This window comes from Pseudoalteromonas sp. ATL1, assembly GCF_058933015.1.
The window spans coordinates 2,631,100-2,657,725 of the sequence record NZ_JBZYXL010000001.1; the positions used below are offsets into that span (position 1 = coordinate 2,631,100).

Below are 26,626 nucleotides of genomic sequence, written 5' to 3' on the forward strand. Positions count from 1 at the left end.
GTCTATGAGCTTAATCTCTGAACCATACCTTGGCGTACTTATTTGTAAAATAAGTACGAAAGTGGCAACAGTTGTGATGAGTAAAGTTAAGAATAAAGTTTTGTGTAACTTTATGAGGTTGTTTTGCATGAGTCGACGCATAGTTTGATCTTGTACTGATAGTATGGCTTAGCTTGTGAGTTGTTAAACAGGGTTAGAATAGCTCACACGAGTTGCTAAATTTATGACAAACCGTGTGTTTTAAAGAGTATTTTGCACAAAAATGAATATTCAAGCCGTTTGTTGGGGGTCAAAACGGCTCAATTTGTACGTGAATTGACCTAATTTAGTGCAAATTCTTCAACCGCTAGAAAGCGTGAAATATTTCTTTCATGTGAATTATCTATCTTGCCGTCACTGAGCCGAGTGGGGTACTCGCGCTCGTTACCCTGTGCAAATTGAGAATCATAATGAAAACACATAATCCGTCTAAATTTATTAAATCGAAAATAGCGCTGGCACTGAGCAGTGTGCTGTTTAGTTCGCTTACTATGGCGAACACCCTCCAAGGTAAAGTGAGCAACGACAATCATGACGTTTATTTTGAAGGGGCAAAAGTCACTATCAAAGAGTTAAAACGCAGTACTGTGACCAAGCGTGATGGTTCATTTAAACTCACTAACTTACCGCAAGGTCGATATACCTTAATTGTTGATTACTTAGGTGCAGAGCCAGTAGAGCAGGTAATTGAGGTTGTTGATGGGCAGGTGTTAAATACTAAGGTCGCGCTAGTATCCGAAGATAAAGTCATAGAAGACGTGATAGTTGTTGGACAACGCGCTGGTCAAGCGGGGGCGCTAAATCGACAGAAAAATGCGTATGGCATTAAAGCCATTGTGAGTAGTGACTCCATTGGTCAGCTTCCCGATCAAAATGCGGCAGAAGCTTTACAAAGACTACCAGGCATGTTCATTCAGCGCGACCAAGGTGAAGGTCGTTTTGTTGGCATTCGTGGTATCGACCCGAACCTGAATAACGTAACAATCAATGGTGCAAACGTTCCTTCGCCAGAAGCGGGAGTGCGTAGTGTGGCAATGGATGTGATCCCAAGTGAACTTATCCAAAGTCTAGAGGTGAGTAAAACGGTAACACCTGATATGGATGCATCAGCAATAGGTGGCAGTGTTGAAGTACAAAGCTTAAGTGCGTTTGACCGTGACGGCATGAGTTATAGCGCAAATGTCCAAGCAACGTATAATAAGCAAACCAGCGATACCAGTCCAAAACTCTCAGGTAGCTTCTCTGAAATATTTAGCTTAGGAAATGACTATGATTTGGGTGTGGCCACCGCGCTGTCATGGTCGGAGCGCAAGTTTGGTTCTCACAATATGGAAACAGACGGCGGTTGGCAAACATTGACGTTAGAAGACACGGACGCCAATGAAGTGAGCATGAGGGCCGCAGAAGAAATTGAACAACGTCATTACTCTATAAAAAGAGAAAGATTAGGGGCGGCGTTAAATTTAGATTTGCGTGATAAAAATGCTAACGCCTACTATCTACGTACGCTTTACAGTGAGTTTAGTGACGACGAATTTAGATTACGCAATGAATACAAACTGGCTAAAGGCGACCTTATAGCCGGCTCTGCATCTCAAACTTCTGCGCAATTTGATGGCGCAGCCATGGATAGAGACACAAAAGACAGATATGAGAGCCAAGAAATTTTATCAATTGTTGCGGGGGCGGAACAACAATTTGGCCCTTGGTTAGCTGAATACAGTGCGAGCTATTCAAAATCAAATGAAAAAGAACCGAACCGTTTGGACGCAAGTTTTAAAGGTAAAGGTTTTACATTGGGATACGCCAGTTTGGGAGATACCCCTGTTCTAGCCCATAGCTCTGACGCCCACGATCTTAATAATTTTGAACTCGACGAAATTAGTTTTGAAAATAACCTGAGTGAAGATGAATCATTGAGTTTCAAATTAGACATTAGCAAAGACTTTGTGGTTAACAACTACAATGCGCAGCTTAAGTTTGGTGCCAAGTTTAATAAAAGAGAGAAAGTTTCGAATGTAAACGCCATTGTCTATGACGGTGGTTTTGACGAAGCACTAGCAAGTCAATTTTCTGCTGCTTCGCCTGATTATTCTCTCGGTGAATTTGGGCCGGGTCTAAATCGTGGTGCAATAAAAGACTTTGTATTAACGAATCGCTCAGCATTTGAAATCAACGAATTAGATACGGATATTAACAACAAAGGTAAGAGTTACCTATCTGAAGAACAGATAAGTGCAGCGTATGCCATGATCACACTTGATATGGGACAATGGCAGGTCATTTCTGGTCTACGTTATGAATCAACCGAATTCAAAACAGAGGGAAATGGAGTTGAACTTATTGCTGATGAAGTAAATGACGTTGAGCGAGTTGATATTTCTGCTTGGAAAACAAAGAAAGATTACGACCATCTACTGCCAAACCTAACGGTTCGCTATGATGTGCAAGAAGATCTCGTTACACGTTTCGCGTACACCAGTACCATTGCACGGCCAAAATTTTCAGATTCTGCCGCGTTTCAAGTGATTGAAACAGAAGTAACAATGGAAGATGAAGGCGCGGTTACTGAACGAAAAGCAGAAGTGGGCAACCCTGATCTTAAGCCACTTGAATCAAATAACCTGGATTTTTCGATAGAATATTACCCCAACGGTATAGGTGTGATATCAGCGGGTATTTTCTATAAAGACATTGAAAACTTCATTACGCTTGAACAAGTTCAAGGTATTGCACCATGGCAAGGCTATAAAAAAGTGGAACAGTCGCGTAATGGCGATTCAGCGAGCCTTTCAGGTATTGAACTGGCTTACAGCAAAAACTTTAAAAACGGTATCATGATTGGCGTAAATGCTACATTTATCGATGCAGACGATAAGTTGCCGAATCAATCAGACACGGTCGCTAATTTCATGTTGGGTTACGAAAATAGTGTCGTCAGTACGCGCTTGAGTGCAAGTTACAAGAGCAAAAACTATCAACAACAAGATGGCGATGCGCGAGTGTATCAACAAGATCACCTGCAATTGGACTTTAGCGCAAAATACGATGTGAATGACCAGACTCAAATTTACTTCAATGCCGTGAACCTAACCGATGAGCCATTCTATTTGTATCACGGTACTTCGCAGTATAACTACCAATATGAAACTTACGGCAGAACATTCGAACTGGGTGTGAGCTTTAATTCTCTTTAAATGATTGAGGAGGCAGCCAACAGATGTTGGCTGCAACACTATGAAACATGTAAAACTATCATTTTTGCTGTTATCTGTACTGTCAAATAGTGCAATAGCCAATGACAGCAGCACTATCGAATTCTTAGCATTTGGTGATGGCGGTTATAGCGTTGATTATCCGAAAGAAGACGTGTTAAAAAAGCCAAAGACACAAGCACAATTTATTGCGGCAGAAAAAGCAGACTGGCTAGAAGAGCATCGGCCGATTGAAGAATTTGCGCATGCTCCACTCTATGTTTACCCAGGCACGGATGCGGTCACGGAAAAAAGTGGTGCTCATGCTGTTGGAAAAGCGATGGCAAAGCTATGTACAACAAAACGATGTGATTTTGGCATTCAACTAGGGGATAACATTTATCCCGACGGGGCAGATGCTAAAGATGGTAAAGACGATCAAAAACGTATGGATGATCTGATCCTCGCGCCGTTAAAACCATTATTCGATCAAGAACAATCGCTGGTGGTCTATTCAGCGCTTGGCAACCATGATTGGAAAACATCTAGAAAAGGTGTTGGGCTACAAACGAAGTGGATGGCGAAACAACCGAATTTCTATATGCAAGACACTGGATACTACAGCTTTAAGCAAGGGCAGCCCGGTAATGACGTAGAGTTTTTCGTACTGGATACCAACATGCTTCTGTCAGGACAACATTATTATGAAATTCCACTTCGACCAGATGGTTCTGAGCAAGGCTTAGCAAGCGCACTTGCGAGCGGTCAAGCCAAAGTAGAAGATATTGAAAAGCATGAAACCCCTTTAAACGGTGAGGACCACAAGCAGTTGGCTTGGTTGGCTAATGGACTTAAAAACTCAACCGCAAAATGGAAAATCGTATATGGGCACCATGTTTTGTGGTCTATCGGTGGGACAAAATACGATGAAGCGCACGTGTTACGTCGTTTAATTCTACCAGAGCTGTGCGAATATGCTGATGCCTATATCGCAGGGCATGAACACGATTTAGAGCTTTTAACAGACGATTGCTCGCGTGTTTTACCACCCAATCATGGTAAGCCTAAACTACCTTTGATCATCAGCGGGGCAGCTTCAAAAATGCGAGGCGCGCACTCGAAGCTTGCAGAATATCAAGAAGCTCAGTTTAAAGAGTATGATTTGGTCTGGTCTAAAAGCTTTGTGTGGGGTTTTGCGCATATTAGTTTGAATAACGATAAAGAGAAGCTTGAAGTGAGCTTTTACACAACACCGAATGATCAATCCGGTAAGTTAGTGCCCCAAAGTAGTTTTAGCTTTGCACATAGAAGCGATTAAGTTGATCTGTGGTGTAACCAAAATTGGTTACACCATCCACTATTATAAATTTCTTAATATTGTACCCATAAAATGCGTACTCGACTGCATTGCTGTTTTTAAATTCCGTAACCATTTCAAATATTGCTGGCTAACTTTCTTGTCACTTTTTGTTTGACTTTGAATTAAAAAGGAAAGTTTTTATGTCAGAAATATGAATGTTTTTTTAAACTAGATCAGACAAAAACAAGATCTAACTTTGTTCTAAATTGATTTTTATATCTCTAAATATCTAACTTAATGTATAAATTATTTGCATGTTAATGCGTCTCATAGTTAGGATTCAAAAATGCTATTGCATGCTTTCATCTAATATGATTAATTGAAGATGAAGGTTTGGCCAACCCTGCTCTGTAACAATTGCGTCTTGTAAGGCTGGGCATAGCGATGCTAAAAGTACTTACTCGGTTGATTGTTTGTTCTCAATAATTCAATAGTGCGAGATGTGCGCGGGAATACACATCAGTTAAAAGTAAAAGTCTTGTTTGTGGTAACTCAATCAAATTGGCAGTGAATAAGTAAAAGCATTCACTCGATAGAGTTGATAACTACGGCTTTATTAACTAATCATTAAATGTTGATGATATTTTTCATTGGCATCATTGAACAAAAAGGTGAGGATTTTACCTATGAAGAGACAGAAAAGAGATCGCTTAGAAAGAGCACATTCACAAGGATTTAAAGCTGGTTTAGCAGGTAGATCAAAAGAGTTATGTCCATATCAACAAATTGAACCTAGATCGCAGTGGCTGGGTGGATGGCGTGAAGCGATTGACAATCGCAATGCATATAAAACGTGATTGTTTGACAGAATTAAAAAGCAACAAAGCCCCTTAATTAGGGGCTTTGTTGTTTCAAAGCGTAAATATTAGAAAGCGCTAGTGTCTTGGAATAGACCTACTTTAAGGTCTTTCGCTTCGTAAATCACACGACCATCTACTTCCACAGTACCATCAGCCATACCCATGAATAACTTACGTTTAATCACGCGTTTCATATCAATTCGATAAGTTACTTTTTTAGCGGTAGGCAGAATTTGGCCCGTGAACTTTACTTCGCCAACACCTAGTGCACGACCAAGGCCAGGGCCACCAGACCAACCTAAGAAAAAGCCAACAAGTTGCCACATTGCGTCAAGGCCAAGACATCCAGGCATTACAGGATCGCCTTTGAAATGACAATCGAAGAACCAAAGACTTGGGTCGATATCAAGTTCGGCGATGATGTGACCTTTGCCAAATTCACCACCGTCATCATTGATCTCAACGATACGATCCATCATCAGCATGTTGTCGCTAGGAAGACGACAATTGCCTTCACCAAACATTTCACCACGACCACATAGGATTAATTCTTCTTTTGTATAGCTATTTTTTGGTTCCATAGTTCACAATCTTTGCTTAAAAATTCGCAGCTACTCTAGCGTACACTTGTACGCTAGACAACTCTGAACAGTTAAAAAACACCATTATCTAAGAATAATTCTCATTAATAATGATTTCAGACACTGAATGGGGCGCTTTTTGTGTTAAAAAACCTTATAATACCCCCAGTATTTAATTAGTTTATCGGAAGTTTATGATCCTTTTTGTAGATGCACTGACTGTCATTGATTTTTCTTACCTTTGTAACAAACGCGGCGCCGTTGGCGAAAGTTGGGTTGTTGATTTGACTCTACACGGTCAATTGAATGACGAATCAATGGTGCTGGACTTTGCACTGGTAAAGAAACAAATTAAACGCATCATCGACGACACAATCGATCATAAGCTTGCTATTGCAAAAGGTATCAACGGCAAAGTGTCATTTGAAAATGACACTGTCACGGTTGATTGCGAGTTTGGTGAAGGCCATCATTTAGCAATGAATGCGCCAGTACAAGCCGTATGTATGCTTAACTCGCAAATCGTCGATGAACAGGCTGTTGTGGCATTCTTAAAATCAGTGATCATGCCTCAAATGCCAAGTAATGTGAAAGACATCGGCATTGAGCTCAGAGCTGAGCCCACAGAAAGCTTTTACTACCACTACAGCCATGGCTTGAAAAAACATGATGGAAATTGTCAGCGCATTATTCATGGTCACCGTTCACAGCTCGGTGTTTTTGTAGATGGTATGAAACACCCTAGCATGCAAAAACAGTGGGCGACCAAGTGGCAAGATATTTATCTCGGAACAGAAGAAGATATCATCGAAGCAAGTGCACTTAAGCATGTTACAGCAAGAGAAGGTGATATCAGCTTTGCCTACGAATCGACTCAGGGTTATTTCGAGTTAGCAATCAGTGAAGCACGCTGTGACATTCTGCCATGTGATACGACGGTTGAATGTATCGCCGACTATTTAGCGCAACAGATCAAGCTAGAAAATCCAGACAAAACAATCATGGTTAAAGCCTATGAAGGTGTAGGTAAAGGGGCAATTGCATATGCTTAAAGCAGGTTTGCTGTTTGCAGGTGTTTTATGCGCATCAATCCATGTAAGCGCATTAGAGCTCAAAGGTAACCTGACTCAAGGCGGTATGGTTATTGGAAAGCTAGAAACCGCCAAATCGGTTTATTTGAATGATAAACCCTTGAGGCTGACTCCTGATGGTGAATTTGTATTCGGTTTTGGTCGAGATGCACAAACCGAACAGACATTGTCATGGGTTGACAAGAACGGTAAGCAACACGAAAAGGTATTATCGATAACAAGCCGTGAGTTTAAAATCGATCGCATTGAAGGTGTTGAAAAAAAATACGTTTCTCCACCAAAAGCGGTTCTAAAGCGTATTCGTGAAGAGGCAAAGGCTGTACACCAAGCACGCACTACAGATTCAGATCTTGAGTACTTTAAAGAGCCTGTTTATAGACCTGCGACAGGTCGTATTTCGGGCGTGTATGGTAGCCAACGGTACTTTAACGGCAAACCCCGTAATCCTCATTATGGATTAGATATCGCTAACAAAACGGGTACCCCTGTCTTAGCACCATTACCGGGTGTCGTTACATTTGCAGACGCAGATTTATATTACAGTGGTGGTACTGTGATTGTTGACCACGGTTATGGGATTAACTCTACGTATATTCACCTCAGTAAGCTTCATGTACAGGTGGGTGATAAGCTAGAAACAGGAGACCATTTCGCGGATATCGGTGCTACGGGACGAGTGACTGGCCCGCATTTAGATTGGCGCTTTAATTGGTATAATGAACGACTTGATCCACAATTATTAATGCAAGACACTTTGGCGAGCGAAAAGTAGTAACAAATGACACAAATAGATAAAGATGCAATTATTGCAAAACGCATTGAAAGTTCAGTAACTTCAGTAACTAAAACGGTTTTCCCCGGAAGAACGAACCACCACAACACGTTATTCGGTGGGGATGCTTTAGCATGGATGGATGAAGTTGCGTTTATTGCTGCAACAAGATTTTGTCGTAAACCTCTTGTGACAATTTCATCCGATAGAGTCGATTTTAAAGAGGCAATACCGGCGGGCACGTTCGCCGAACTCGTTTCTCGCGTTGTGCATGTGGGCAATACAAGTTTGAAGGTAGAAGTTGAAATCTACTTAGAACGCATGCACAAAGATGATAAGCACTTAGCAATATCTGGTAGTTTCACATTTGTTGCCGTAGATGATAATCATAGGCCGACTCCTGTGGTCTGCGATAAAATGCTATCTGGATTCAAGTAAGTCTAAATAAGCTAAATTTGAAATATAGGCCACTTTATGTGGTCCATATTTCAAATTAAATAGAACACATCATACTAAAAGTTTGTCTACTAACTTCTCATCATTCGTGTGAAATCTATCCGCAATATTATCAAGCGGGGTGATTGCGACGATAATCATAATGCGTTGCATATTGCAAAAATGATTATTGAAATTAACAATTAATCAGAATGTTATGCCTTGGCGTATTTTTTGATTGTTCAATTCTAATATTATTTATGGAGTTGAGACGATGAAGCAATTACTGATTTCGGCCACAATTTTAATATTGTGTGGGTGTGGTGGAGGTGAGCAAAGTAATACCCCAAAAAGCACCGCTCAATCTAACGAGCCTACGCCACAGGTAGAGCAACAACTTCCTGCAACGAATGAGTCAATCTATTAGCGGATAATCCTGCTAATGAGCAATTTACTTTTTCACAATTCAGTGACCACACACTGATGATTGAACCGAGTTCATATGGGTTCAGCGCAGATCAGGTTTATGTCAAAGTTTACACAGCTGAAGGTAACATCCTGTTTTTGGGTAAGGTTACGGGTGTTCTAAATTTAAGTTTGTACGTAGAAAATGTAACGAGAAAGGTATTTGTCGATATGTTCTCTACGGTGTCTGGTGATCCACGTCATAATGAGCCTGATAAGTATGCGAAGGCGATGTTAATTATTGTAATAATTGTGATTGTTATGGTCTTTATAAAAAAGCACGCTACACTCAACATGATGGCGTTTTAAGAGTTTCGCTAACGCAATAGTATGAGATTCAATGCCTCCATAGCCGGCAGAATCTACATAAAAATCATTTGATAACTCATTTCGACCTCCGAAGGCTTAATAATGATAGATAAGCAGGTATTTTCGCAACTATGTAATGATGTAGGTGAGCAGTTGGCACGCCAGCTTTTGAGTGTTTATGTCGCTGAGTCTCGAAAGCAAATTGACGATCTCAACAACACCCATAACATCAGCGAAATTGCTCATATCGCCCATAGTTTGAAAAGCAGTAGCCGCAGTTATGGCGCGTTGGTACTCGCGCAAACTTGCGAACTATTAGAGATGACAACAAAACACACAGACATCACGCTTAGTGCTTTAAAACCGCTTGTGGAGCAAGCAACAGAGCAAAGTACGCTCGCCTTCAAGGACGCCAACAAGCTCATTGCCAGTCTGTAAGCTTAGTCGGTTTTACATTGCAATAATTTTGAGAGAACTTCATTGAGTTGTTCGATATTGGGTAATTGCTTGAGATGACAGGCATGCGTTTGCCAACGCCACATAACCTAGCTCAACAACGGTAATGCAAGCCATAGTCTTTGTACTCATTTTGCTTTGTGTTGTTTTAATGGAGCAAAAAGCATGCGACCTTTTAAATATACGTCTATTACATGTTAAAACAATTAGTTAGAGCTTATTAGGAAGAATCGTGAGAGGGAGCACAACGCGCTTGCTGCAAAGCGCGTTGCAAAATGCAAAATAAGACGAGATTAAAGTACCATCGCAGCAACCCAACCAAAAGCAAGTAGCGGCAAGTTAAAATGAACAAAGGTTGGTACCACAGAATCCCAAATGTGATCATGCTGACCATCCGCGTTCAAGCCAGAGGTGGGCCCCAAAGTAGAATCAGAAGCAGGGGAGCCAGCATCACCTAGGGCACCCGCAGTACCAACTAACGCAGCAGTTGCCATTACAGAAAAACCGACTTCCATACAAAGTGGTACAAATAGAGTTGCAATGATTGGCACGGTCGAAAAAGAGCTACCAATACCCATGGTGATCAGTAGGCCAACAAGCAATATCATTGCTGCGGCTAACGGCTTATTATCTCCGATAAAGTCTGCGCACGCGGATACCAAAGCGGCGACATCACCGGTTGCTTTCATCACCGATGCAAAGCCTTGCGCCGAAATCATAATAAAGCCGATCATGGCCATCATGGCAACGCCTCGACTAAAGACGTCTGAGCTTTGCTCCCACTTCACGATGCCAAATACGCTAAACATCATCACACCTACTAGGCCGCCCAAAATCATCGAGCCACTCACATTTTGAGCGATAAGAGAGCAGATAACCGCAATACTACCTATGATCATCACTTTTTTGGGATTCTCAATCATTTTCGCTTCAGCTACTTCTGACGCTTCATTATGTTTATACTCGCGGCCTTTGCGATAGCTAAAAAATACAGCAATAAGCAATCCTATCACCATACCGAGCGCAGGGATAATCATTGCCATAGGTACCTGTGTATTCACCACATCCAACCCATTATCAACGAGGTTTTTATGCAAAATAGAATACAGATAAATACCGCCGAAGCCATAAGGCAAAACCATGTACGAAGTTGCTAAGCCAAACGTGAGAATACAAGCGATAGCACGCCTATCTAAGTTGAGTTTATTTAATATCGTTAATAGTGGCGGGATCAAAATTGGAATAAAAGCGATGTGCACAGGGACTAAGTTTTGCGATGCAATTGCACAACACACGATGATAGCCATGATAGTATAACTGAGCATTCGCGTGTGTGATTCGTCCGAATTATCAACAAGGTTCAATAGCCTCTGCGCTAAAATGTGGGTTAATCCAGATTTGGATATCGCAACGGCAAAACCACCTAACATGGCATAGCTTAGTGCTATTTCAGCGCCCCCAGATAGACCACTGTTAAAGGCGTTCATGGTATCCGTTAAGCCAAGCCCTGCGCTTAGGCCTGCAACCATGGCACTGACCGTCATAGCCACAATGACATTCACGCGCACCAGCGTGAGCCCGAGCATCAATATAACCCCGATAATTACTGCATTCATATTCTTCTCTTTGCTTTTGTTTTTATTGAATTTATCAAATTTTTTGCTTGAATGTTTTGGTTTTTGTTAAAAGTTTTACCTTGATACCTATTTGCACAAAAATTGCCGTAAAACTGGGCAAATTCTTCACTTTTTTCTGGAAATTCAGCTTGCAACTGCGCAATCGCTTGCTTTGGTCCTAGTTTATTAAGGTCGTGCTTGGAGTAGGCTAACAACCTTCTATAATGCTTTACAGCTAATGGTTCCTTGACCCGGTTTTGTAAAAAAACGACGCCATACCATGCCATAAATACCAAGCTTAACGTCATAATTAGAATAGGCCCAGAAACAAGCTTACCTCGTTCACCAAATAAAGAGGTGAGCAGGTTTGTTTGTTTTTCTTGATCAAAATTCAGCACCCAACGCGTCCATTGGTAGTCCAGTTGTTCAAGTTGCAACCTAAGCCAATTTACGGCCGGAAAACTAGACCAAGCAGCTAACCCTAAACCTAGATTAGATTTAAATTCGTCAGACAAGGGCTGAAGCTGAGAGAGCGAACCTTGTAAACGCTCAGGCGACACCCATCCAGTTGGGTCAAGGCTTATCCACCCTTGGTTTGGTACATAATACTCAACCCAGGCATGTGCATCGTATTGATAAACACTGTAATAGTTTTCTTTTGAGTTGTATTCTGCGCCTAAATAGCCAGATACCAAACGCGCAGGAATATTGGCAACACGCATCATTAGAGCCGCAGTCGCGGCATAATGCCCACAAAATCCTCTTTTGTTTTCAAACACGAATTCATCAATAACATGACGAGATTGTGCGGTGGGCGGGGTGAGCGTATAGCTAAATTGTTGCTGCAAAAAGTAGTTTTTCATCAATGTAACAAACGCTGCAGTATCAGCGCTTTGTAAGTCCCATTGTTCGGCTAAAGCTTGTACCTTAGGGTTAAGTGCTGTTGGAAACTCGGTGTTGCGCCTATATTCTCGTCTGCTTATTTGTGATTGACTTGGGATGTTTGCGCCATACGCCAAATATTCAAACGTACTACTTAGCTGCTCAGTTCTATATAAGGTACCAAAATAATTTGTCACAACGCCGGACGTTGAGCTTCCGGAATAACCCAATCCATAAAGCCATGGTGTGTTACTAGGCTCCGCATAAATAGTGTAAAACGTGGAATTTTCCTGCTGTGAAAAAGGCCATGGCACGTGTTGTAAATCAGCCATTTTCCACTGAACGCCATCAAAATTATCATGCACAATGGCACGCCAATAAAGGGGAGACTTGGCTTGTTCTTGACTGCTCAAAACCGCTCTAAATGCCAATTCATCTGATTGAGATAACGCGGCTATATTAAATGGATCGACATCTTCAGACAGACCTGTTTTTGCCAAATTTGGCCCTGGTAACTGCCAAAATGCGGGTAGCTTAGGTAAGAATATGACTAAAGCGGCGCTTAAAACAGCGCTAAACAATAATTTAGAAAATACAAACTTTGTTAATTTAAACATAGGCTTGTTATGCTCAAGCCTTAGCATTAAAACCAAATTGACGACTAAAAATGAGAATACGAAAAGGGTGATATATAAGCTTTGTGAAAACAAAAAGGCACAAGGGATCGTAAAAAAATTAAGTACAAATATTTGTCGCCACAGCCTTTTATTATTAGCTTGTAACACCTTTAGCTGACAAGCCAAAAGCATAAGTGCGACAAACAAGGATACCGAGTTTGATAATCCCGCAGATAATGCGGTGATCCCCATGCCAACTAAAGCGAGTAGGTTTAGTAAAGAGGTCCGTACACCAATTTGGTTGCTATACACAAGAATGACATGCCAAACTACAAGCAATGTCATGGTTATGTTAAATAGCGTACCAAAGTCTGTTATGGGCATCCAAGTCAGCAATAAATAACTAAAAGACACCAATAATTTATTGGAATTCACTGAGAGCCTCCATGCAACGCATTTTATGATGCTCGCCTTTGTCGGCTTTAAACTGGAGATGTCCTAACTTTAATGCGTACGCAACTTGCTCTTTATCTGCGTTGGAAATCAAGTAGCTGAGCTTTGACAATCGCTCTTCAGTATCGCCTTGCAATTGCGCGTAGTCATATCCCACGGAACATTTTTCATCTTCGCCTGCATAACTTTGAATCACTAGCTGTTGCGTTTTAGCATAATGACGCCAAGATACTCTGCGCATACTCATACCATGTTGATAAGGCAATAACTGCTGAAATTCTTCGGTCAAGGACGCATCTTTTACACCTGATTGTTCGCCATGTTCATCTATTACTAAATGACTTGTTTCATCTGTTGGTATCGGGTTAGGGTAGGCATGTATCGAATCTGCCACATATAGATAACTCCAAACACTGACTAAGCCAAAAGGGTAATGACTTAAAAATTTAACTCGGCCAATTTTATGTTTTCCACGCGAAAAAGCGATGGGCAAAGCCTGTATGGTTGATTTTAAAACTTGCTCTATCGTTAAATTTGAAAGCGAACTGCGGTGTGTAATGTGGAAGTCTAATAGCGCTTTTTTGGGCGTGATCTCAAGATTGAGTGTCGGTGGCGCATTCACATAATCGCTATGAACGTTTACACACTTTATTTTGGTTCCGCTTAAATTCGCAAAACCGTAAAGAAGCGACACAATCAAGAGCATAACCATTAAATAAGCAATGGCCAACAACAAGTTGTTTTGATAGTTAATACCGAGCACAAAGTTGAGCGCAGCAACACCCAAAAAACCAGCGCCCATTTTTGAAGGCAGCACATATATGTTGTTATGAGAAAATGTGATCTGTTTGCCCGAGTGCTTTTTGCTGACTAAACGCTCAAATATACGGCTAGTTATCTTTTTCATTAAAGAGGAATGCTCACCTCGTTCAAAATGTCCGATATTGCATTGCCTTGCATATGAACGGGAATATTCAAACGGTGTGCTGCAATACTTGCAAACACATCTTGCACATCATCTTGAGTCGCGTACTCTCTATTATCCATTAGTGCCCATGCACGAGCTGCACTTCCTAAGGCGATGCTGGAACGGGGAGAGAGTGGATCGGTAAAGCGGCCGCTATCACGAGTATAGCGAACAAGCGCTAGAATATAATCGACTACAGGTTTGGGCAATTTGATCAATTTAACCTGCTCTTGTATATCGTTTAATGTTTTAGTATCAATAACTTGAGATGCTTTGGAAGTGTCATTCTCTTTGATACCAAGTATCAGCTTGCGTTCAGCATCTTCACTTGGATAACCCAAACTTATACGCATAAAAAAGCGGTCGAGTTGAGACTCGGGCAGGGGGTGTGTACCAGCTTGATGCAATGGATTTTGCGTTGCAATTACAAAGAATGGGTCAGGAAGGCGGTGGCTTACGCCGTCAACCGTCACCTGTCGTTCTTCCATCGCTTCCAACAAGGCACTTTGTGTTTTTGGGCTTGCGCGATTTATTTCATCGGCCAGTAATAACTGACTGAAAATCGGGCCTGGATGAAAGGTAAATTGATGCTCATTGGTATTGAATATCATCGTACCTATAACATCGGCTGGCAATAGGTCGCTCGTAAACTGTACACGTTGATAGCTAAGGCCTAAAACATCAGCTAAGCCGTGTGATAACGTGGTTTTACCCATACCTGGTAAGTCTTCAATCAACAAGTGACCACGGCACAATAAACTACAAATGGCGAGTTTTACCTGTGATTCTTTACCATAGATGATATGAGATAGCTGCGACGTTATTTGTTCAATTACTTGGTTCATGCAATCATTTCTATGCGCTTTAATACTGTATCCACTTTTTTTGCATTAAATGGCTTTGCGATAAAACCTTTAGCACCAAGCTCCCAAGTGTTTTGAACGTTTTCTAAACTGTTGTGACCAGAGCACATAATCACATGTGTGTTCGGATAATTATCGTTTATAAACTCTAAGATTTGCGTTCCGTCAGTGTCAGGCAATTCAATGTCTAAAAAAATAACATTAGGTGGGGTTTCAGATAACAAGGCTTTGGCAGATTCAAAATCTTCAGATTCAAAAATTTCTTCAAAACCAAGTTCATTCAATATGTTACTCAAATAATCTCGAATGTCTTGAGAGTCGTCGATAATCAATATCGGCTCAAGGGGTTTTACAAATTCCATATAACGATACTTCATATTGTTTGTATGAAAACATACTAAGGCATACAAACTTCAAGCTCAATAACTTTGACCATTTTAGCAACAGATAACTGAACAACACCCCAAAATGTCCGATACCGCCTAGTATTGGACATTTTGAGCAACTCAGAATGTTTCTAGAGAGGTTAAGTGCATCTATATGGTTAACGGCCTATAATTTACGTTATGTTAAATTAGGTTAAACGTGTATATAGTACTTGTCAGCCCTCGTAGATTTCAATAAACATAAACAGCGTATTATCACCAAATACAGAAAACGTATCGCTAAATAAGTCAGTCATATTTAGTGTTCGTGATTAATGATATCTCAACCAGCGCGAAAGAATGAATCAATCGCCTTTTTAAAGCTTTTTTCTGATTCTTGAGTGAGTGTGCAATAAGTCCAAACTTCATCGCCTATGCGAAATCTTACCTTGGCTTTGTAAATCTTACCTTTGTGTACGTTAAGAAATCGTCGATCTGCTTTACTTGTTGCTGCGCACGATTCTTTTATATAGAGGTTGTTTCCAGTGGCATTTACGAGGCTAAAAAAATAAACGCCATCATACATCGATGTAAGCTTCACATCTTGCTCTTGCGTTGTCAGTGCACTCTTTGACCAAAAAAGTGCTGTAACCACAATGCCAATCAATATGCCTAAGTAAGGCCATTTCATTTGCTCTAGCATTTCAAGTGATCCAAAAAACTCCAGAATCTAAACTTTAATAACTAGCGAATAAAAATTAAATAGCCAAAAAGTACTGTTTTTGTGGTGTGGAATATTTTGCCCATCTGATGTAGAAAAGCTAGGTTCTAATTGTTGTACTTTTTAATTGCTTCGAGTGCAGCCTCTTTAAAGTGTTTCATATCAACAACTTTAGTTCTTAGCGAACCTTTTACGCCATTTGAGCTTGAATGGTAATTCTTAACATCACTATCCATACCTCCTTTTATGATTGAAGCAATATAAGGCTTTTTAATACCATTTTCATGAACATCAACATAAGCGATAACTGGGCCACCGCTCGCTCCGGGGTAGGTAAATGAACGTATCATGTCAAAACGCCCGCCTCCGACTTCGCTTAAATAGTAATCTATATCAGATTCAAATAAAAAGTCTGTGGTAAACGTTTCGTAGGTCATATATTTACCACTATCGCCTATTTCTGCATCTGTGCTGTAACCTGCAACTGTTACTTCGCCTTCAAATTCATAAACAAGTTCTTCTGAAGTTTCGCCAAAGTATACTTCTTCTTGTTCATTGAAAATCAAAATAGGCTTAATAAGCGTATGCTCGATAGCTTTATCTAATACAATAATCGCCCAATCATATTCATAGCTCATCACGTATTGATGACTCACTTTATCTGGAGCCGTTGCTGTCATCTTAAATACTTGCTGTGCAGTAGTGGCGTAGACTTCAATTTTTTCAACGCCATTCTCCATTACACCGCAATGAGCCGCGGTTAACACCACACGAGAATCTCTATTCAGATCGCTACCAATAAGTGTGCCAGTACAAAACTTAGCTTTCTTCTTGTGCTTAAAAGAAATTACAATCTTTAAAACAGCATTTAGATACTTTGGTGATTGTGTTGTTTTTCTCACACGTTTGTCATCTTCTGCAATAGATACTTTTTTAGGGGTAGTAATATGATTTGTATCGCCACGCGCACTAACATCTATATGTAGTGACGCTGTTATAATGAGTATTGCAGCTGAGAGTTTTTTAATGGGCATTTTTAATTATGTCAAATCGGTCATCGTAAATTGAGGTTTTGATTGAGTGTTGTGCACTAAGCAAACGAGTTAGGAATGTTCACAGAGTTACTCGACAAATTGTTCACAGTATAACAAGTATATGCGCTTACATAAAACCACCCTTTCGACCTATCAGTATTTATTTCACTTTGTTATATGCTTAAATCTTGGTCAATTGGAATGGTCATTCAATCATGAAAAATCTCTTCTTTTGCACATTACTCTCTATCGTATCAAGTACCGCTGTAGCGAATAACGCAAATTCAGGCGTAGGTATTAATCTCACCGGTATCAACTATTGGTCAAGCCAATGGACAACGATAGATGTAATGAAACATGCGTCCAATGGCAGTGGTGAACTTTGGGCAACCAGTAATGCAATTACGTACGAATATAATACTGGCGACCAGTCACTGCTGGACTTAGACGAACAAGGCTGGCCGCGTTCTTTACCCTCATTGACGAGTGAATCCCCTTTTCATTATGTCACTACGATTATTTTTCACGACAATCTTCATTACGCTAGAGGTGACTATGTCATTTTATACGAAGGTGAAGGTGAGCTATATTATTCCGGCCCCGAGCTAATTAGCACCGCACCTGGACGGGATGTAGTACGCATGGGTGACAATAGCTACTTTCACTTGCAAATTCATAGTACCGATCCAAACAATACGGGAAACTACATTCGTAATGTGAGGATCATTGCCCCGGGCGGGAGTTGCAGCCCAGTGGCAACCGACTTTGTACAAAGTGCAAGCGACTGTAATGATCCTGCTACATTTATGCCGTTTGAACAAAGTTATGCACAGCGTGTTTTTCACCCGTTATTTTTAAAAGACATGTCGCAATTTCGAACGCTCCGATTCATGCAATTACTCAACACTATAGATAACCCGGTAGAAAATTGGCACGACCGCCCTAAATACAATTACGCAAGCTGGGCACTAAATGGCGGCAGCCCATTTGAAGTAGCCATTACAATGGCAAACATGCTACATGCTGAAGGTTGGTATAACTTACCCGTTCGAGTTAATGATGAATACGTTCGACAATTTGCTCGGTTACTAAAAAATACCGCTGATGAGCAAAGTGATATTTTCATTGAGTTTGGTAATGAGCTTTGGAATAACGCATGGCCCTATATTAATGACGCCATATATATGGAAGAGCAAGGTAAAGCGCTTTGGCCAAATACCAATTACCATGATATTGAGTATCGAATGAATTATTACGGTATGCGTAGCAGCCAAGTATGCAATATTGTAAAAACGGAATTTGCTGATCAAGCCGCTCGTATTAAATGTGTCATGGGTGGGCAAACAGGTGTTCCATGGATCAGTGAACAAGCATTGAACTGCCCTATTTATGCCTCTGGGGTTAATGCTAAGTGTGCAGAGAACATGGACGTGCTAGCTGTGGGCAGCTATTTTGGAGGCTATTTTGCCGACCAAAAGTATCTAGATATTTTAAATAATTGGGCGAAAACACCTTCAACTGGCTTAGATAACCTGTTTACCGAAATGCATTCGGGCCTATTGCGCTCATTAACGTTTAACCCTGATGAACCGATTTGGTGGCAAGCTCCTGAGCATGGTGCACTAGCCCAAGCAAAAGAGAATATCTCCGGTAACCTAGCGCTTGCGCAACAAAATGGGTTAATGCTGGCAGCTTATGAAGGTGGTCAGCATTTAACTTACGCAGGTGACAGACGTGAAGGTCGAGATAAAATTAGTGATACGTTATTTTTAACCGCTAACCGCGACCCTAGAATGGCAAACGCTTTTACTGAGCACTTAGAGGATTGGCGGGATTCTGGCGCTGGATTATATATAGTCTTTGAAAGTATTGGGCGTTGGGACACTTGGGGAGCATTTCCGCTAAAAGAATATCAAACCCAACCCAGACAAAGTGCAGTCAAATTTGACGCTGTATTGAAATTTATTGAGCATAACACCTGTTGGTGGCAGTTATGCGAAAGGAATCTCACACACAACGACGATCCAATAGGTATACCAACAGACGTTATTTATCCACCTCCAGTGATTGAACCAGATCCGACACCAGCACTAACATTAGCAGCAGAACCAATATTTGAAACTAATGGTGTTAGGTTAAGTTGGCAATTGAGCAATGTCGATCAACCTATAGTGTACAAAATCTCTCGAGTCCCAACGCTGCTCACACATAGTTACGACAATGTTTTTGAGAATCATTGGTTACCTCTTGATCGGCAAATAACTTACCAAATTGAGGCTGTCGTAGAAAATACTGGTGTGCTAATAGCAAGCAAACAGATTGTCACTAAAGCAGGAGATAGCGAGTTACCTTCGGTACCGCGAGCGCTGACTGTTCAATCAGATGGGGCTTACGGCGCACAATTAACTTGGCAAGCTAGTAGTGATAATTATGGCGTCAAGTTATACAAGATTGTAAGGAATGGGCAAATGTACACGCACACAAGTGATACGCAGTTCAATGATCCATGGCCTCCTCAAGGGATAGTCACTTATGCTGTCTATGCGCAGGACTTGGCGGGTAACCTCTCCCCTATTTCTCAAACTGTTGAACTTGAAATAACACATAACTAAAAATAAAAAACTCGCTCAAAAGAGCGAGTTTTTAAATCAAAATCTTAGAAAGTGCTTAGAATTCTTTCACTACTTTTACATCACCAGTGACAGAACCAGATGATACAAAGCCAATCGTATCAGGGTTAGATGATACGCTTTGAATGACTTCTGTATCATTAGCAGCTTCTTTCGGTGGTGTTCCTTTACCCGTAAATATGAGTTTTGACCAATATGCTTTAAGCTGCGCTGAAGATTTGTTCAACACTTTGGTATTGAACTCTTCAGCAACTGCACTGCCTGATTCTTGGCCGATTGGAATCGCTTTGTTGCCATTTGAAAATGACTTTTCTTTACCTGTAAAGATTCGGTTAATAGTTGAATCATCAAAGCTACTGTTGTTACTTGGATGAACAATAACCGACACGCCTGCATATGATTGAGCACATAGCAACATTGCAGCTAAATAAGTTAGTTTTTTCATCGCTTATGCCTCCTAAAATACTACATCTACGCCAAACGTAAGCGCTTTACTGTCGCCCGCTACGGCAAAGTCAAACGAATCATCTTTAACGCGGTCATATTGTACTTTGAAAGCGGCTGAAGGGTGGAAATTCCAACGGATACCTACCGCAGTTGTGTCATGTTTCTCAACATCACCATCACCACTTTGCTCATAATCTGAATACGTCACATAAGGGGTGAAATCGCCAAAACGATAACCCGCACTTATCATGTAAGTATCAAAGTCGCTATCCAGTTCAAGGCGGTTTAACTCTGTTAAAATAAAGAAATTACCCCAATCAGCATTCACGGCTAAGCCATAAAATTTACCATCTCGTTCATCTTTACCATTCCACATCGACGGTTCACCACCTACAAAACGCTTATTGGTATAGCGCATGTGCGTTAACCGTATTTCTAACCAATCGTGACTTAGGTTGACGACACCGCCAAGGATATCTTCCCAAATTTCACGCGTTGGTTGACTAAAGAAAAAGTCTGAAAGCAGCTTATTTTGCGCATCATCTTCTCGACCTGTGTAAATATTTGCTGACAGTCCCCAATCTCCAACTGAACCGTTGTACAGTAAATTTACGCCTTCATAGTTAAAAATTTGCCATGTGTAGTTATCCGCAGGGGGTCGCATCCATACGTATGCGTAACCTACATCATAGAAATCTGAGTAGTAAAACAGTGGCAAACGCTTCTTACCTGCTTGCAATGTCCAACTGTCATTTATCTCGTAAGAAATGTAAGCCCACTCAAATTCGGCATCGTAGTCATTCGCACCACGCGCCACAATTTGACCGGTAACACTTAAGCCATCTCCAAGATCACCACTCACTTGTAAACCGATAAGTGATTCTGGTGTAAAGGAAAAGTCTTTAGTGTATGTACTTACAATTGGATAGTCAGCAAGAAAGGACGGCTCTATACCGTATTGTGGGACTCCAGTGCCACTTAGCACTTTACCTCCATTGACACTTGCAAACCCTGAAATATTTATCTCTGCATGTACCGCCGTCGAACTAAGTGCAGCGACCAAGAGAGTAGTTTTTAGTTTCATAGATAGCTCCGCTCATTTAAGAGTAATTGGCAAGCTAAGTATAGTTAAACCTCCGAAAAAGAAAGTTTTATTGATAAAAATTGGAATATGGCTAAGCTTAGAATCAGGGGAAATATAAAAATAGCCAAGCTGCGCCATAAAATGGGCTAATAGCAAGGAGTAACACAACTTAAGGTTGTCACATTGTTATATTACAAGGTGTTATATGTCTAAATTATTGCATTTTAAGAATATGAGTATTTCGAAGAAGATTCATGCGATAACCATAGTTGCCGTCGCAGCGTTTGTCGTACTCGTAATGATTAATTATAAATCGCTTTTGGAGAATCAACGCTCGTTAGATGAATTAGAAAACCAAACTTATAAATTGCTCATCCTTACTTCCGAAAATGTTACATCCATGCAAAACCTTGACGAGACATACACTCAATCGGTGACATTTGGAGACGCTGAACTCATTAGTAAGGCAACTGCAACACAAAAAAAATTAGTCGAGAACCTTAAGCAAGTACCAAACCTTAATATAAATTTCCCTACTATGGATACTATAAGAAAAATCCAAGAGTATGGAAAAATTGCAAAGCAAATCGCGACGAGCATGATAGATGGTACCGCTGACTTCACGAAGTTACCGCAAATAGCTAAACAAAAGAGTGACCTATTCGACAGTATTCTGAAAGACCTCAATTCAGATAAAAAACGCGCGGATGACCGCTTTTTCGAACTTATTAACAATACAAAGTCGAACGCTGACGATGCACTGACGATGATGTTTGTCGTCGCCATCGTTTCTTTATCAATCGTTATTATTCTAGCCGTCGTGATTGCCCGGGGTATTAGCTCATCAGCAGGCGAAGCTGCTGATAATCTGCACCTGCTGGCTGAAGGAAAAGGCTCTTTGAGCTCTCAACTTACCGTTTCATCTAACGATGAAATTGGTCAAGTATCGAAAAACTTTAATGCGTTTGTGAATATGCTACGTGGTACCGTTGAGGATGTTATTGCAGTAGTTGAGCCATTAATGGAAAACTCCACTCGCTTAGTGCAAGGTATGGAATCTGCGGAGAGAGCAACACAACAACAGTCAAGCGATGCTCAAGTTGTTCGTAACTCAATGGAAGAAATGAAGCAAAGCGTTGGTGATATTTCACAATCTGCTGCGACTGCCTTCCAAGCAGCTGAGCTTGCTGAAAATGCCGTTGATGAAAGCCTAAAACAGATAAATGTATCAGTGGCACAGTCTCAAGACTTAAGTGAAGAGATAAATAAAGCCGCGGTGACGATTAATAAACTCGCAGACGATACACAAAATGTCACGCAAATATTGAATGTAATTACATCTATTGCAGAACAAACCAACTTACTAGCATTAAACGCCGCCATTGAGGCTGCACGGGCTGGAGAGCAAGGTCGTGGCTTTGCCGTGGTTGCAGATGAAGTAAGAGAACTAGCCTCTAGAACGGCGAAATCTACAAATGAGATCAGAGAGCTGATTAACATTTTAACCGTCGCTGCATCTGATTCGGTTAATGCGATGAATTCTGCAAGAGATATGGCAACTAACAATGCTGAAGCCGCCGAAGCAACTGGTAAGTCTATTCAGGAGATTTCTGACCAAATTCTAGCAATCAATGGTATGAACTCTCAGATTGCGACGGCAACTGAAGAGCAAACATCCGTTGCAGCTATGGTTGTAGATAACGTTTCTAATATGCACAGCTCATTTGAGCAAACAATGAAAGCACTAGAACAGGTGGGTGATGTTGCTCAAAACTTACATAAGTTATCTGATAACCTACTAGACTCAACATCTAAATTTAAACTGTAATTCATTTACAGTTTAAATTATTTTAGGCATTAAAAAAGGCAGCTTAGGCTGCCTTTTTTGTTGAACTTAATTCCTAAGAATTAAAGAGCAACGATGTTCTCAGCTTGAGGACCTTTTTGACCTTGAGCTAGAGTGAACTCTACGCGTTGGCCTTCAGCAAGAGTTTTGAAACCATCGCCTTTGATTGCACTGAAGTGTGCGAAAACGTCAGCGCCGTTTTCTTGAGCGATAAAACCAAAACCTTTAGACTCGTTGAACCACTTAACTGTACCAGTAACTGTGTTAGACATAATGTATATCCTGTAATAAAAAATTAAATTGCTGACTATCATCAAAGTCAGACGGAATAGCAAAAAAAGATAAATGATATTTAAAACTACAGGACGGAGGTACTAACGTTAACGCTTCGAAATGGAGTGTATAAAAGAACTTACTTTTAAGCTTGGCGTTACTATATAGATTTGCGCTAGCAAGTCAACATAATTTTTCTTTGTATTTTCTTGGTATTGCTATTTTTTGAACAGTAAAACAAGCAGGTCGAACCCCTACTCGTTTTACATAGCAATTAAGTGTCAACAAAATCAGTGTAATGCTGCCGTAAATGGTATTTCTGCGCAGATCTTGCCTTCCGCAATTAAAATTTCTTCCAGTCGCTGATCAATCACATCTTTGTCAAAATATTCGTATGCTAGCTCTACGAACAGGTTTTTATGCTTTTCTTCGGATTTGGCAATGCTCACATAAAAGTCTTTCTCTTTGCCTTCTGGTAAGGCTTCTGCAACAAGAGAAAAACGCTCGTGACCACGCGCTTCAATAACCGCGGCAACAAGCAGACGGTCTATCAAGAATTCGTCACGACCATTTCTAAATATCGCACGAATTTTTTTTACATAAGGGTCTTTCTGATCATTACCAAGAGTAATACCGCGCTCAGTCAACAACTTCAGTACTTGTTTGAAGTGGATCATTTCTTCAATGGCTAGGTCAGTCATTGCCTTTACGAGTTTAATTCTGTCTGGGTAATGACTTAACATCGAAACAGCCATACCTGACGCTTTTTTTTCCGCTGCAGCATGATCTTGTAAAAAGGTACCAAAATCTTCGAGTACTTTATGAGTCCATTCAAATGGCGTGTGGTATTTAAGTTCAAACATTACTAATACTTACATTTATATCGATAAAATTACGCGCATTTTAACGCATTCTGATCAGCGAGCAAAGTTTAAGTCTGGCAATACAGTTGACTGTCCTTATCTACTTTTCCGTTGCGGGTTGAACTTACCTTCAATGGATGGCGTATTTCATTCCATGCAGTCACTTTTCCACCTTTGTTGGTATATGGCATCGAGTCCAAATTGAGGCTATCAGCAAAAAGAAATGTGCTTAATGTATTAAGTGCCTGCGGCGCGGAAATATCTAACAATAGGTAGTCCAACGCGTTTAGCTCAAAAAAGCGGAGCGCTTTGTACTTGTGGCCTTCATAACATGCAGATAGATACTCATAGTCCTTCGTCAACTGCGTATTTAAACCGTCAAATGTATTTAAAAAACATCGTTTAATGGTGTCATTAAAGCCTCCATCTTCACGTAGTAAGTTTGTGGACATACGCTGGAGCAACTGGGAAATTGAGGGAAGCCATAACTGCAGATCACGTTCTAAGTAAATAAACCGACTATTTGGATAAATGCGAGACAGTGTCTGGTAATCGTTAAACACGGGGGTATCAGCGATAACCTGCGCATTTTTAAATGTGTTACGCGTGTATGCCGTATGCGCTGTTCTAAATCCTAAGTGAAGTGTAGCCACGCACACGCTCGTTGTGCCTGTTCTAGGAAGCCCCACAATAAAAACTTTATCACTCATAACTGATTGATGAATACCTCAATGAGAATATGGCGCAAGTATACAGGAGTCGAAAGGTCTTTAGGTAGGGGCTTGAGACACCCCTACCTATCGTAGATAGCTACTTGATAAGATATACAGCGTAAACTTGTGCATCAATGGTGATAGCCCCTGTGTTATAAGCCTCTTTATAGCTACCCGATTCTGAATCCATCATACGCATGGAAGCTTGGCGCAGATAAGGCACCGTTGGTGTTGATAGAGGTGAAAACGACACTGAATATAGTTTATCAACTTTTACATCAAAATCATTTGCTAACTCTTTTGCTGCAAGCTTCGCATCTTTGATTGCCTCTTTTCTCAACTTATCAGCAAGCTCGTCTTGATTGCTTACGCTAAATTCGGTGTTGTAAAACTCAGTAATACCTGCGTCAACCAGCTGTTGTAACAACTCTGGGTAGCTCTCTATATTGCTCAATGTAAGCGTTAAGCTACGACTAACACGAAAGCCTTCAAACACTTCTTCACTGGTATTTCTGTCATAACGCGTTTGACGGTGAACATTGAGTTGGTCAGCATGAATATCATCCGGTTTGATATTAAATCTTTTCGCTAACTTAATTGCATCTTCCATAATGCTATCCACTCTTTTTTTAGCATCAGTTAGCTGCTTATGTTTTTCAGTAATGGCCACGCGGATGGTTGCTCTATCCGGCTGAACTTGCAATTTAGCAGAACCCTGAACATAGAGATGAGGCTCGTCAGGAAGTGCTGATGCAAATACTGACGTACAAAATAGAGTTGCTACGAGTGAAGTGAACATGCGCATAATGCGATTCCTTATTTAATCTATTGTTTGTATTGAATCACATTGTCCTTAATCATTCCTGAACGTTAAATTGTGATTTCAATGCCTCCGTTATAAAAGCGCTTTCTGGTTCGAAAAACAAGTCTCTGTGAAACTCAATAATATCATCTTGTAATTTAGCATCAGACATTGCTTCATCAAATAACTTGATTGCTTGTTCACCAATGTGAGAATTAGCGCAAACAAAATAGCCAAAGGTCGCCAGTGGTATACCTTTTATTTGATGAATTGAGATAGAGTCATTTTTTGATTCATGCGGGTGGTTGTATCTAAACACCGGGGCATACTCAATGATCGCATCTAGCTTTCCTTGGATGAGCATCTTTTGCAAGCGCACCGCACTATTTGCACCTTCATTGATAAAAATGCTGTCATTGACCTCAAGCAACATTTTGTCGATTTCTTTACCGTATGAACGCCCTTTAGTCACACCTAAATGTAACCTGTGTGTCATGACTAACTCATTAATTGATATGGCCAATGGCAGTGATTGATGGCCGAAGGCGATAATTCTATTTGCGGGAAATGCCATGAGTGGATATTTACTATATCTCGCTTGTTTTTGTCTTTCAGGGGTTTTGGCTTTGTTATAAAGGCAAGTTGATGGCTGGTTTTCTAATTCGCGCCACTCGCGAACTCGGCTTGCAGGAATGTGATTGAAAACCATCTTACCATCCAGCTTTTGCTGAACTTTCATGAGTAAAACCATCGCAGCATCACGGGGCTCGTAGATTTTCGAAGGGTCATAATCCGATGCTAAATCAATAACGAGTGCATGAGTTTTAAAGGTGCATAGAAGAATAAAAACTGCGATATTTTTAAAAAGTGTCATAAACCACCAAGCTAAGTGTGTCATTCACCTCCTTGGCGTTCAATCATTATGCAATACTAACAAAAGAGCCAGCA

The 26,626-nt window shown here is 40.7% G+C and carries 26 protein-coding genes; 11 read left to right on the top strand and 15 right to left on the bottom strand.

The window, feature by feature from the left end:
- Positions 1-449: 449 nt before the first annotated feature.
- The 3 genes from AC5FX4_RS11865 (at position 450) to rmf (ending at position 5,390) form a co-directional block, all read left to right on the top strand.
- Entirely contained in the window at positions 450-3,236 is a 2,787-nt protein-coding gene (locus AC5FX4_RS11865; protein ID WP_493606593.1) for a TonB-dependent receptor, read from the top strand.
- 40 nt (positions 3,237-3,276) lie between these two features.
- Positions 3,277-4,551: a metallophosphoesterase gene (locus AC5FX4_RS11870; protein ID WP_493606594.1), complete on the top strand. Its 1,275-nt coding sequence runs from the start codon at positions 3,277-3,279 to the stop codon at positions 4,549-4,551.
- Positions 4,552-5,219: 668 nt separating this feature from the next.
- Positions 5,220-5,390 (top strand): ribosome modulation factor, encoded by a 171-nt coding sequence (gene rmf, locus AC5FX4_RS11875; RefSeq protein ID WP_493606595.1) that lies wholly within the window; start codon positions 5,220-5,222, stop codon positions 5,388-5,390.
- A gap of 68 nt (positions 5,391-5,458) precedes the next feature.
- Here rmf and fabA read toward each other — a convergent pair whose 3' ends face one another.
- Positions 5,459-5,974, bottom strand: a complete 516-nt coding sequence (gene fabA / locus AC5FX4_RS11880; RefSeq protein WP_493606596.1) for a 3-hydroxyacyl-[acyl-carrier-protein] dehydratase FabA — start codon at positions 5,972-5,974, stop codon at positions 5,459-5,461.
- Positions 5,975-6,168: 194 nt separating this feature from the next.
- On the opposite strand from fabA, the gene AC5FX4_RS11885 reads away from it, so the two are divergent.
- The 6 genes from AC5FX4_RS11885 to AC5FX4_RS11910 all read left to right on the top strand — a co-directional run bounded on the left by AC5FX4_RS11885 (position 6,169) and on the right by AC5FX4_RS11910 (position 9,484).
- Positions 6,169-7,026, top strand: coding sequence for a 6-carboxytetrahydropterin synthase (locus tag AC5FX4_RS11885; protein WP_493606597.1), 858 nt, complete (start codon positions 6,169-6,171; stop codon positions 7,024-7,026).
- Complete coding sequence (locus AC5FX4_RS11890; protein ID WP_493606598.1) at positions 7,019-7,837, top strand: M23 family metallopeptidase; 819 nt, start codon at positions 7,019-7,021, stop codon at positions 7,835-7,837. Before AC5FX4_RS11885 ends, AC5FX4_RS11890 begins: the two co-directional genes overlap by 8 nt.
- A 6-nt stretch (positions 7,838-7,843) precedes the next feature.
- On the top strand, positions 7,844-8,275 hold the full coding sequence (locus AC5FX4_RS11895) for an acyl-CoA thioesterase (RefSeq protein ID WP_493606599.1): 432 nt from the start codon (positions 7,844-7,846) through the stop codon (positions 8,273-8,275).
- Between the two features lie 271 nt (positions 8,276-8,546).
- Positions 8,547-8,699, top strand: coding sequence for a hypothetical protein (locus AC5FX4_RS11900; protein WP_493606600.1), 153 nt, complete (start codon positions 8,547-8,549; stop codon positions 8,697-8,699).
- A gap of 56 nt (positions 8,700-8,755) precedes the next feature.
- A complete protein-coding gene (locus tag AC5FX4_RS11905) occupies positions 8,756-9,046 on the top strand; it encodes a hypothetical protein (RefSeq protein WP_493606601.1) in 291 nt (96 codons plus the stop codon).
- Between the two features lie 102 nt (positions 9,047-9,148).
- Positions 9,149-9,484, top strand: coding sequence for an Hpt domain-containing protein (locus AC5FX4_RS11910; RefSeq protein WP_493606602.1), 336 nt, complete (start codon positions 9,149-9,151; stop codon positions 9,482-9,484).
- Positions 9,485-9,795: 311 nt separating this feature from the next.
- Here the strand turns inward: AC5FX4_RS11910 and AC5FX4_RS11915 are convergent, their stop codons facing one another.
- The 7 genes from AC5FX4_RS11915 to AC5FX4_RS11945 form a co-directional block, all read right to left on the bottom strand.
- On the bottom strand, positions 9,796-11,118 hold the full coding sequence (locus tag AC5FX4_RS11915) for a Na+/H+ antiporter family protein (RefSeq protein ID WP_493606603.1): 1,323 nt from the start codon (positions 11,116-11,118) through the stop codon (positions 9,796-9,798).
- Complete coding sequence (locus tag AC5FX4_RS11920; protein ID WP_493606604.1) at positions 11,115-13,052, bottom strand: transglutaminase TgpA family protein; 1,938 nt, start codon at positions 13,050-13,052, stop codon at positions 11,115-11,117. Before AC5FX4_RS11920 ends, AC5FX4_RS11915 begins: the two co-directional genes overlap by 4 nt.
- The gene (locus tag AC5FX4_RS11925; RefSeq protein WP_493606605.1) at positions 13,039-13,977 is read right to left on the bottom strand and encodes a DUF58 domain-containing protein; all 939 of its coding nucleotides are present in this window, start codon (positions 13,975-13,977) and stop codon (positions 13,039-13,041) included. The genes AC5FX4_RS11920 and AC5FX4_RS11925 overlap by 14 nt, the downstream gene beginning before the upstream one ends.
- Positions 13,977-14,882, bottom strand: coding sequence for an AAA family ATPase (locus tag AC5FX4_RS11930; RefSeq protein WP_493606606.1), 906 nt, complete (start codon positions 14,880-14,882; stop codon positions 13,977-13,979). Before AC5FX4_RS11930 ends, AC5FX4_RS11925 begins: the two co-directional genes overlap by 1 nt.
- On the bottom strand, positions 14,879-15,262 hold the full coding sequence (locus AC5FX4_RS11935; protein ID WP_493606607.1) for a response regulator: 384 nt from the start codon (positions 15,260-15,262) through the stop codon (positions 14,879-14,881). The genes AC5FX4_RS11930 and AC5FX4_RS11935 overlap by 4 nt, the downstream gene beginning before the upstream one ends.
- A 346-nt stretch (positions 15,263-15,608) precedes the next feature.
- Entirely contained in the window at positions 15,609-15,968 is a 360-nt protein-coding gene (locus AC5FX4_RS11940) for a hypothetical protein (RefSeq protein WP_493606608.1), read from the bottom strand.
- Positions 15,969-16,093: 125 nt separating this feature from the next.
- Positions 16,094-17,020 (bottom strand): trypsin-like serine protease, encoded by a 927-nt coding sequence (locus AC5FX4_RS11945; protein WP_493606609.1) that lies wholly within the window; start codon positions 17,018-17,020, stop codon positions 16,094-16,096.
- A 215-nt stretch (positions 17,021-17,235) separates the two neighbouring features.
- On the opposite strand from AC5FX4_RS11945, the gene AC5FX4_RS11950 reads away from it, so the two are divergent.
- On the top strand, positions 17,236-19,632 hold the full coding sequence (locus AC5FX4_RS11950) for a hypothetical protein (protein WP_493606610.1): 2,397 nt from the start codon (positions 17,236-17,238) through the stop codon (positions 19,630-19,632).
- Positions 19,633-19,687: 55 nt separating this feature from the next.
- Here the strand turns inward: AC5FX4_RS11950 and AC5FX4_RS11955 are convergent, their stop codons facing one another.
- Complete coding sequence (locus AC5FX4_RS11955; protein ID WP_493606611.1) at positions 19,688-20,095, bottom strand: type 2 periplasmic-binding domain-containing protein; 408 nt, start codon at positions 20,093-20,095, stop codon at positions 19,688-19,690.
- 12 nt (positions 20,096-20,107) lie between these two features.
- The gene (locus tag AC5FX4_RS11960; RefSeq protein ID WP_493606612.1) at positions 20,108-21,181 is read right to left on the bottom strand and encodes a porin; all 1,074 of its coding nucleotides are present in this window, start codon (positions 21,179-21,181) and stop codon (positions 20,108-20,110) included.
- Between the two features lie 205 nt (positions 21,182-21,386).
- On the opposite strand from AC5FX4_RS11960, the gene AC5FX4_RS11965 reads away from it, so the two are divergent.
- A complete protein-coding gene (locus tag AC5FX4_RS11965) occupies positions 21,387-23,009 on the top strand; it encodes a methyl-accepting chemotaxis protein (protein WP_493606613.1) in 1,623 nt (540 codons plus the stop codon).
- An 80-nt stretch (positions 23,010-23,089) separates the two neighbouring features.
- Here the strand turns inward: AC5FX4_RS11965 and cspE are convergent, their stop codons facing one another.
- The 5 genes from cspE to AC5FX4_RS11990 all read right to left on the bottom strand — a co-directional run bounded on the left by cspE (position 23,090) and on the right by AC5FX4_RS11990 (position 26,576).
- On the bottom strand, positions 23,090-23,299 hold the full coding sequence (cspE, locus tag AC5FX4_RS11970; protein ID WP_070985466.1) for a transcription antiterminator/RNA stability regulator CspE: 210 nt from the start codon (positions 23,297-23,299) through the stop codon (positions 23,090-23,092).
- Positions 23,300-23,590: 291 nt separating this feature from the next.
- A complete protein-coding gene (locus AC5FX4_RS11975; RefSeq protein WP_493606614.1) occupies positions 23,591-24,163 on the bottom strand; it encodes a MiaE family protein in 573 nt (190 codons plus the stop codon).
- A 68-nt stretch (positions 24,164-24,231) separates the two neighbouring features.
- Positions 24,232-24,873: a sulfotransferase gene (locus AC5FX4_RS11980; RefSeq protein ID WP_493606615.1), complete on the bottom strand. Its 642-nt coding sequence runs from the start codon at positions 24,871-24,873 to the stop codon at positions 24,232-24,234.
- Positions 24,874-24,973: 100 nt separating this feature from the next.
- A complete protein-coding gene (locus AC5FX4_RS11985) occupies positions 24,974-25,681 on the bottom strand; it encodes an SIMPL domain-containing protein (RefSeq protein WP_493606616.1) in 708 nt (235 codons plus the stop codon).
- Between the two features lie 52 nt (positions 25,682-25,733).
- Complete coding sequence (locus AC5FX4_RS11990) at positions 25,734-26,576, bottom strand: ABC transporter substrate-binding protein (RefSeq protein ID WP_493606617.1); 843 nt, start codon at positions 26,574-26,576, stop codon at positions 25,734-25,736.
- Between the last annotated feature and the right edge of the window lie 50 nt (positions 26,577-26,626).

What these genes read in the sequence shown, in the direction of transcription:
- AC5FX4_RS11925 (WP_493606605.1), bottom strand. Translation starts at nt 13,977, where the DNA reads ATGAAAAAGATAACTAGCCGTATATTTGAGCGTTTAGTCAGCAAAAAG.
- AC5FX4_RS11865 (WP_493606593.1), top strand. Translation starts at nt 450, where the DNA reads ATGAAAACACATAATCCGTCTAAATTTATTAAATCGAAAATAGCGCTG.
- AC5FX4_RS11930 (WP_493606606.1), bottom strand. Translation starts at nt 14,882, where the DNA reads ATGAACCAAGTAATTGAACAAATAACGTCGCAGCTATCTCATATCATC.
- fabA (WP_493606596.1), bottom strand. Translation starts at nt 5,974, where the DNA reads ATGGAACCAAAAAATAGCTATACAAAAGAAGAATTAATCCTATGTGGT.
- AC5FX4_RS11885 (WP_493606597.1), top strand. Translation starts at nt 6,169, where the DNA reads ATGATCCTTTTTGTAGATGCACTGACTGTCATTGATTTTTCTTACCTT.
- AC5FX4_RS11990 (WP_493606617.1), bottom strand. Translation starts at nt 26,576, where the DNA reads ATGACACACTTAGCTTGGTGGTTTATGACACTTTTTAAAAATATCGCA.
- AC5FX4_RS11910 (WP_493606602.1), top strand. Translation starts at nt 9,149, where the DNA reads ATGATAGATAAGCAGGTATTTTCGCAACTATGTAATGATGTAGGTGAG.
- AC5FX4_RS11915 (WP_493606603.1), bottom strand. Translation starts at nt 11,118, where the DNA reads ATGAATGCAGTAATTATCGGGGTTATATTGATGCTCGGGCTCACGCTG.
- AC5FX4_RS11960 (WP_493606612.1), bottom strand. Translation starts at nt 21,181, where the DNA reads ATGAAACTAAAAACTACTCTCTTGGTCGCTGCACTTAGTTCGACGGCG.
- AC5FX4_RS11945 (WP_493606609.1), bottom strand. Translation starts at nt 17,020, where the DNA reads ATGCCCATTAAAAAACTCTCAGCTGCAATACTCATTATAACAGCGTCA.
- AC5FX4_RS11905 (WP_493606601.1), top strand. Translation starts at nt 8,756, where the DNA reads ATGATTGAACCGAGTTCATATGGGTTCAGCGCAGATCAGGTTTATGTC.
- AC5FX4_RS11900 (WP_493606600.1), top strand. Translation starts at nt 8,547, where the DNA reads ATGAAGCAATTACTGATTTCGGCCACAATTTTAATATTGTGTGGGTGT.
- AC5FX4_RS11965 (WP_493606613.1), top strand. Translation starts at nt 21,387, where the DNA reads ATGTCTAAATTATTGCATTTTAAGAATATGAGTATTTCGAAGAAGATT.
- AC5FX4_RS11895 (WP_493606599.1), top strand. Translation starts at nt 7,844, where the DNA reads ATGACACAAATAGATAAAGATGCAATTATTGCAAAACGCATTGAAAGT.
- rmf (WP_493606595.1), top strand. Translation starts at nt 5,220, where the DNA reads ATGAAGAGACAGAAAAGAGATCGCTTAGAAAGAGCACATTCACAAGGA.
- AC5FX4_RS11955 (WP_493606611.1), bottom strand. Translation starts at nt 20,095, where the DNA reads ATGAAAAAACTAACTTATTTAGCTGCAATGTTGCTATGTGCTCAATCA.
- cspE (WP_070985466.1), bottom strand. Translation starts at nt 23,299, where the DNA reads ATGTCTAACACAGTTACTGGTACAGTTAAGTGGTTCAACGAGTCTAAA.
- AC5FX4_RS11980 (WP_493606615.1), bottom strand. Translation starts at nt 24,873, where the DNA reads ATGAGTGATAAAGTTTTTATTGTGGGGCTTCCTAGAACAGGCACAACG.
- AC5FX4_RS11890 (WP_493606598.1), top strand. Translation starts at nt 7,019, where the DNA reads ATGCTTAAAGCAGGTTTGCTGTTTGCAGGTGTTTTATGCGCATCAATC.
- AC5FX4_RS11870 (WP_493606594.1), top strand. Translation starts at nt 3,277, where the DNA reads ATGAAACATGTAAAACTATCATTTTTGCTGTTATCTGTACTGTCAAAT.
- AC5FX4_RS11975 (WP_493606614.1), bottom strand. Translation starts at nt 24,163, where the DNA reads ATGTTTGAACTTAAATACCACACGCCATTTGAATGGACTCATAAAGTA.
- AC5FX4_RS11940 (WP_493606608.1), bottom strand. Translation starts at nt 15,968, where the DNA reads ATGCTAGAGCAAATGAAATGGCCTTACTTAGGCATATTGATTGGCATT.
- AC5FX4_RS11935 (WP_493606607.1), bottom strand. Translation starts at nt 15,262, where the DNA reads ATGGAATTTGTAAAACCCCTTGAGCCGATATTGATTATCGACGACTCT.
- AC5FX4_RS11950 (WP_493606610.1), top strand. Translation starts at nt 17,236, where the DNA reads ATGAAAAATCTCTTCTTTTGCACATTACTCTCTATCGTATCAAGTACC.
- AC5FX4_RS11985 (WP_493606616.1), bottom strand. Translation starts at nt 25,681, where the DNA reads ATGCGCATGTTCACTTCACTCGTAGCAACTCTATTTTGTACGTCAGTA.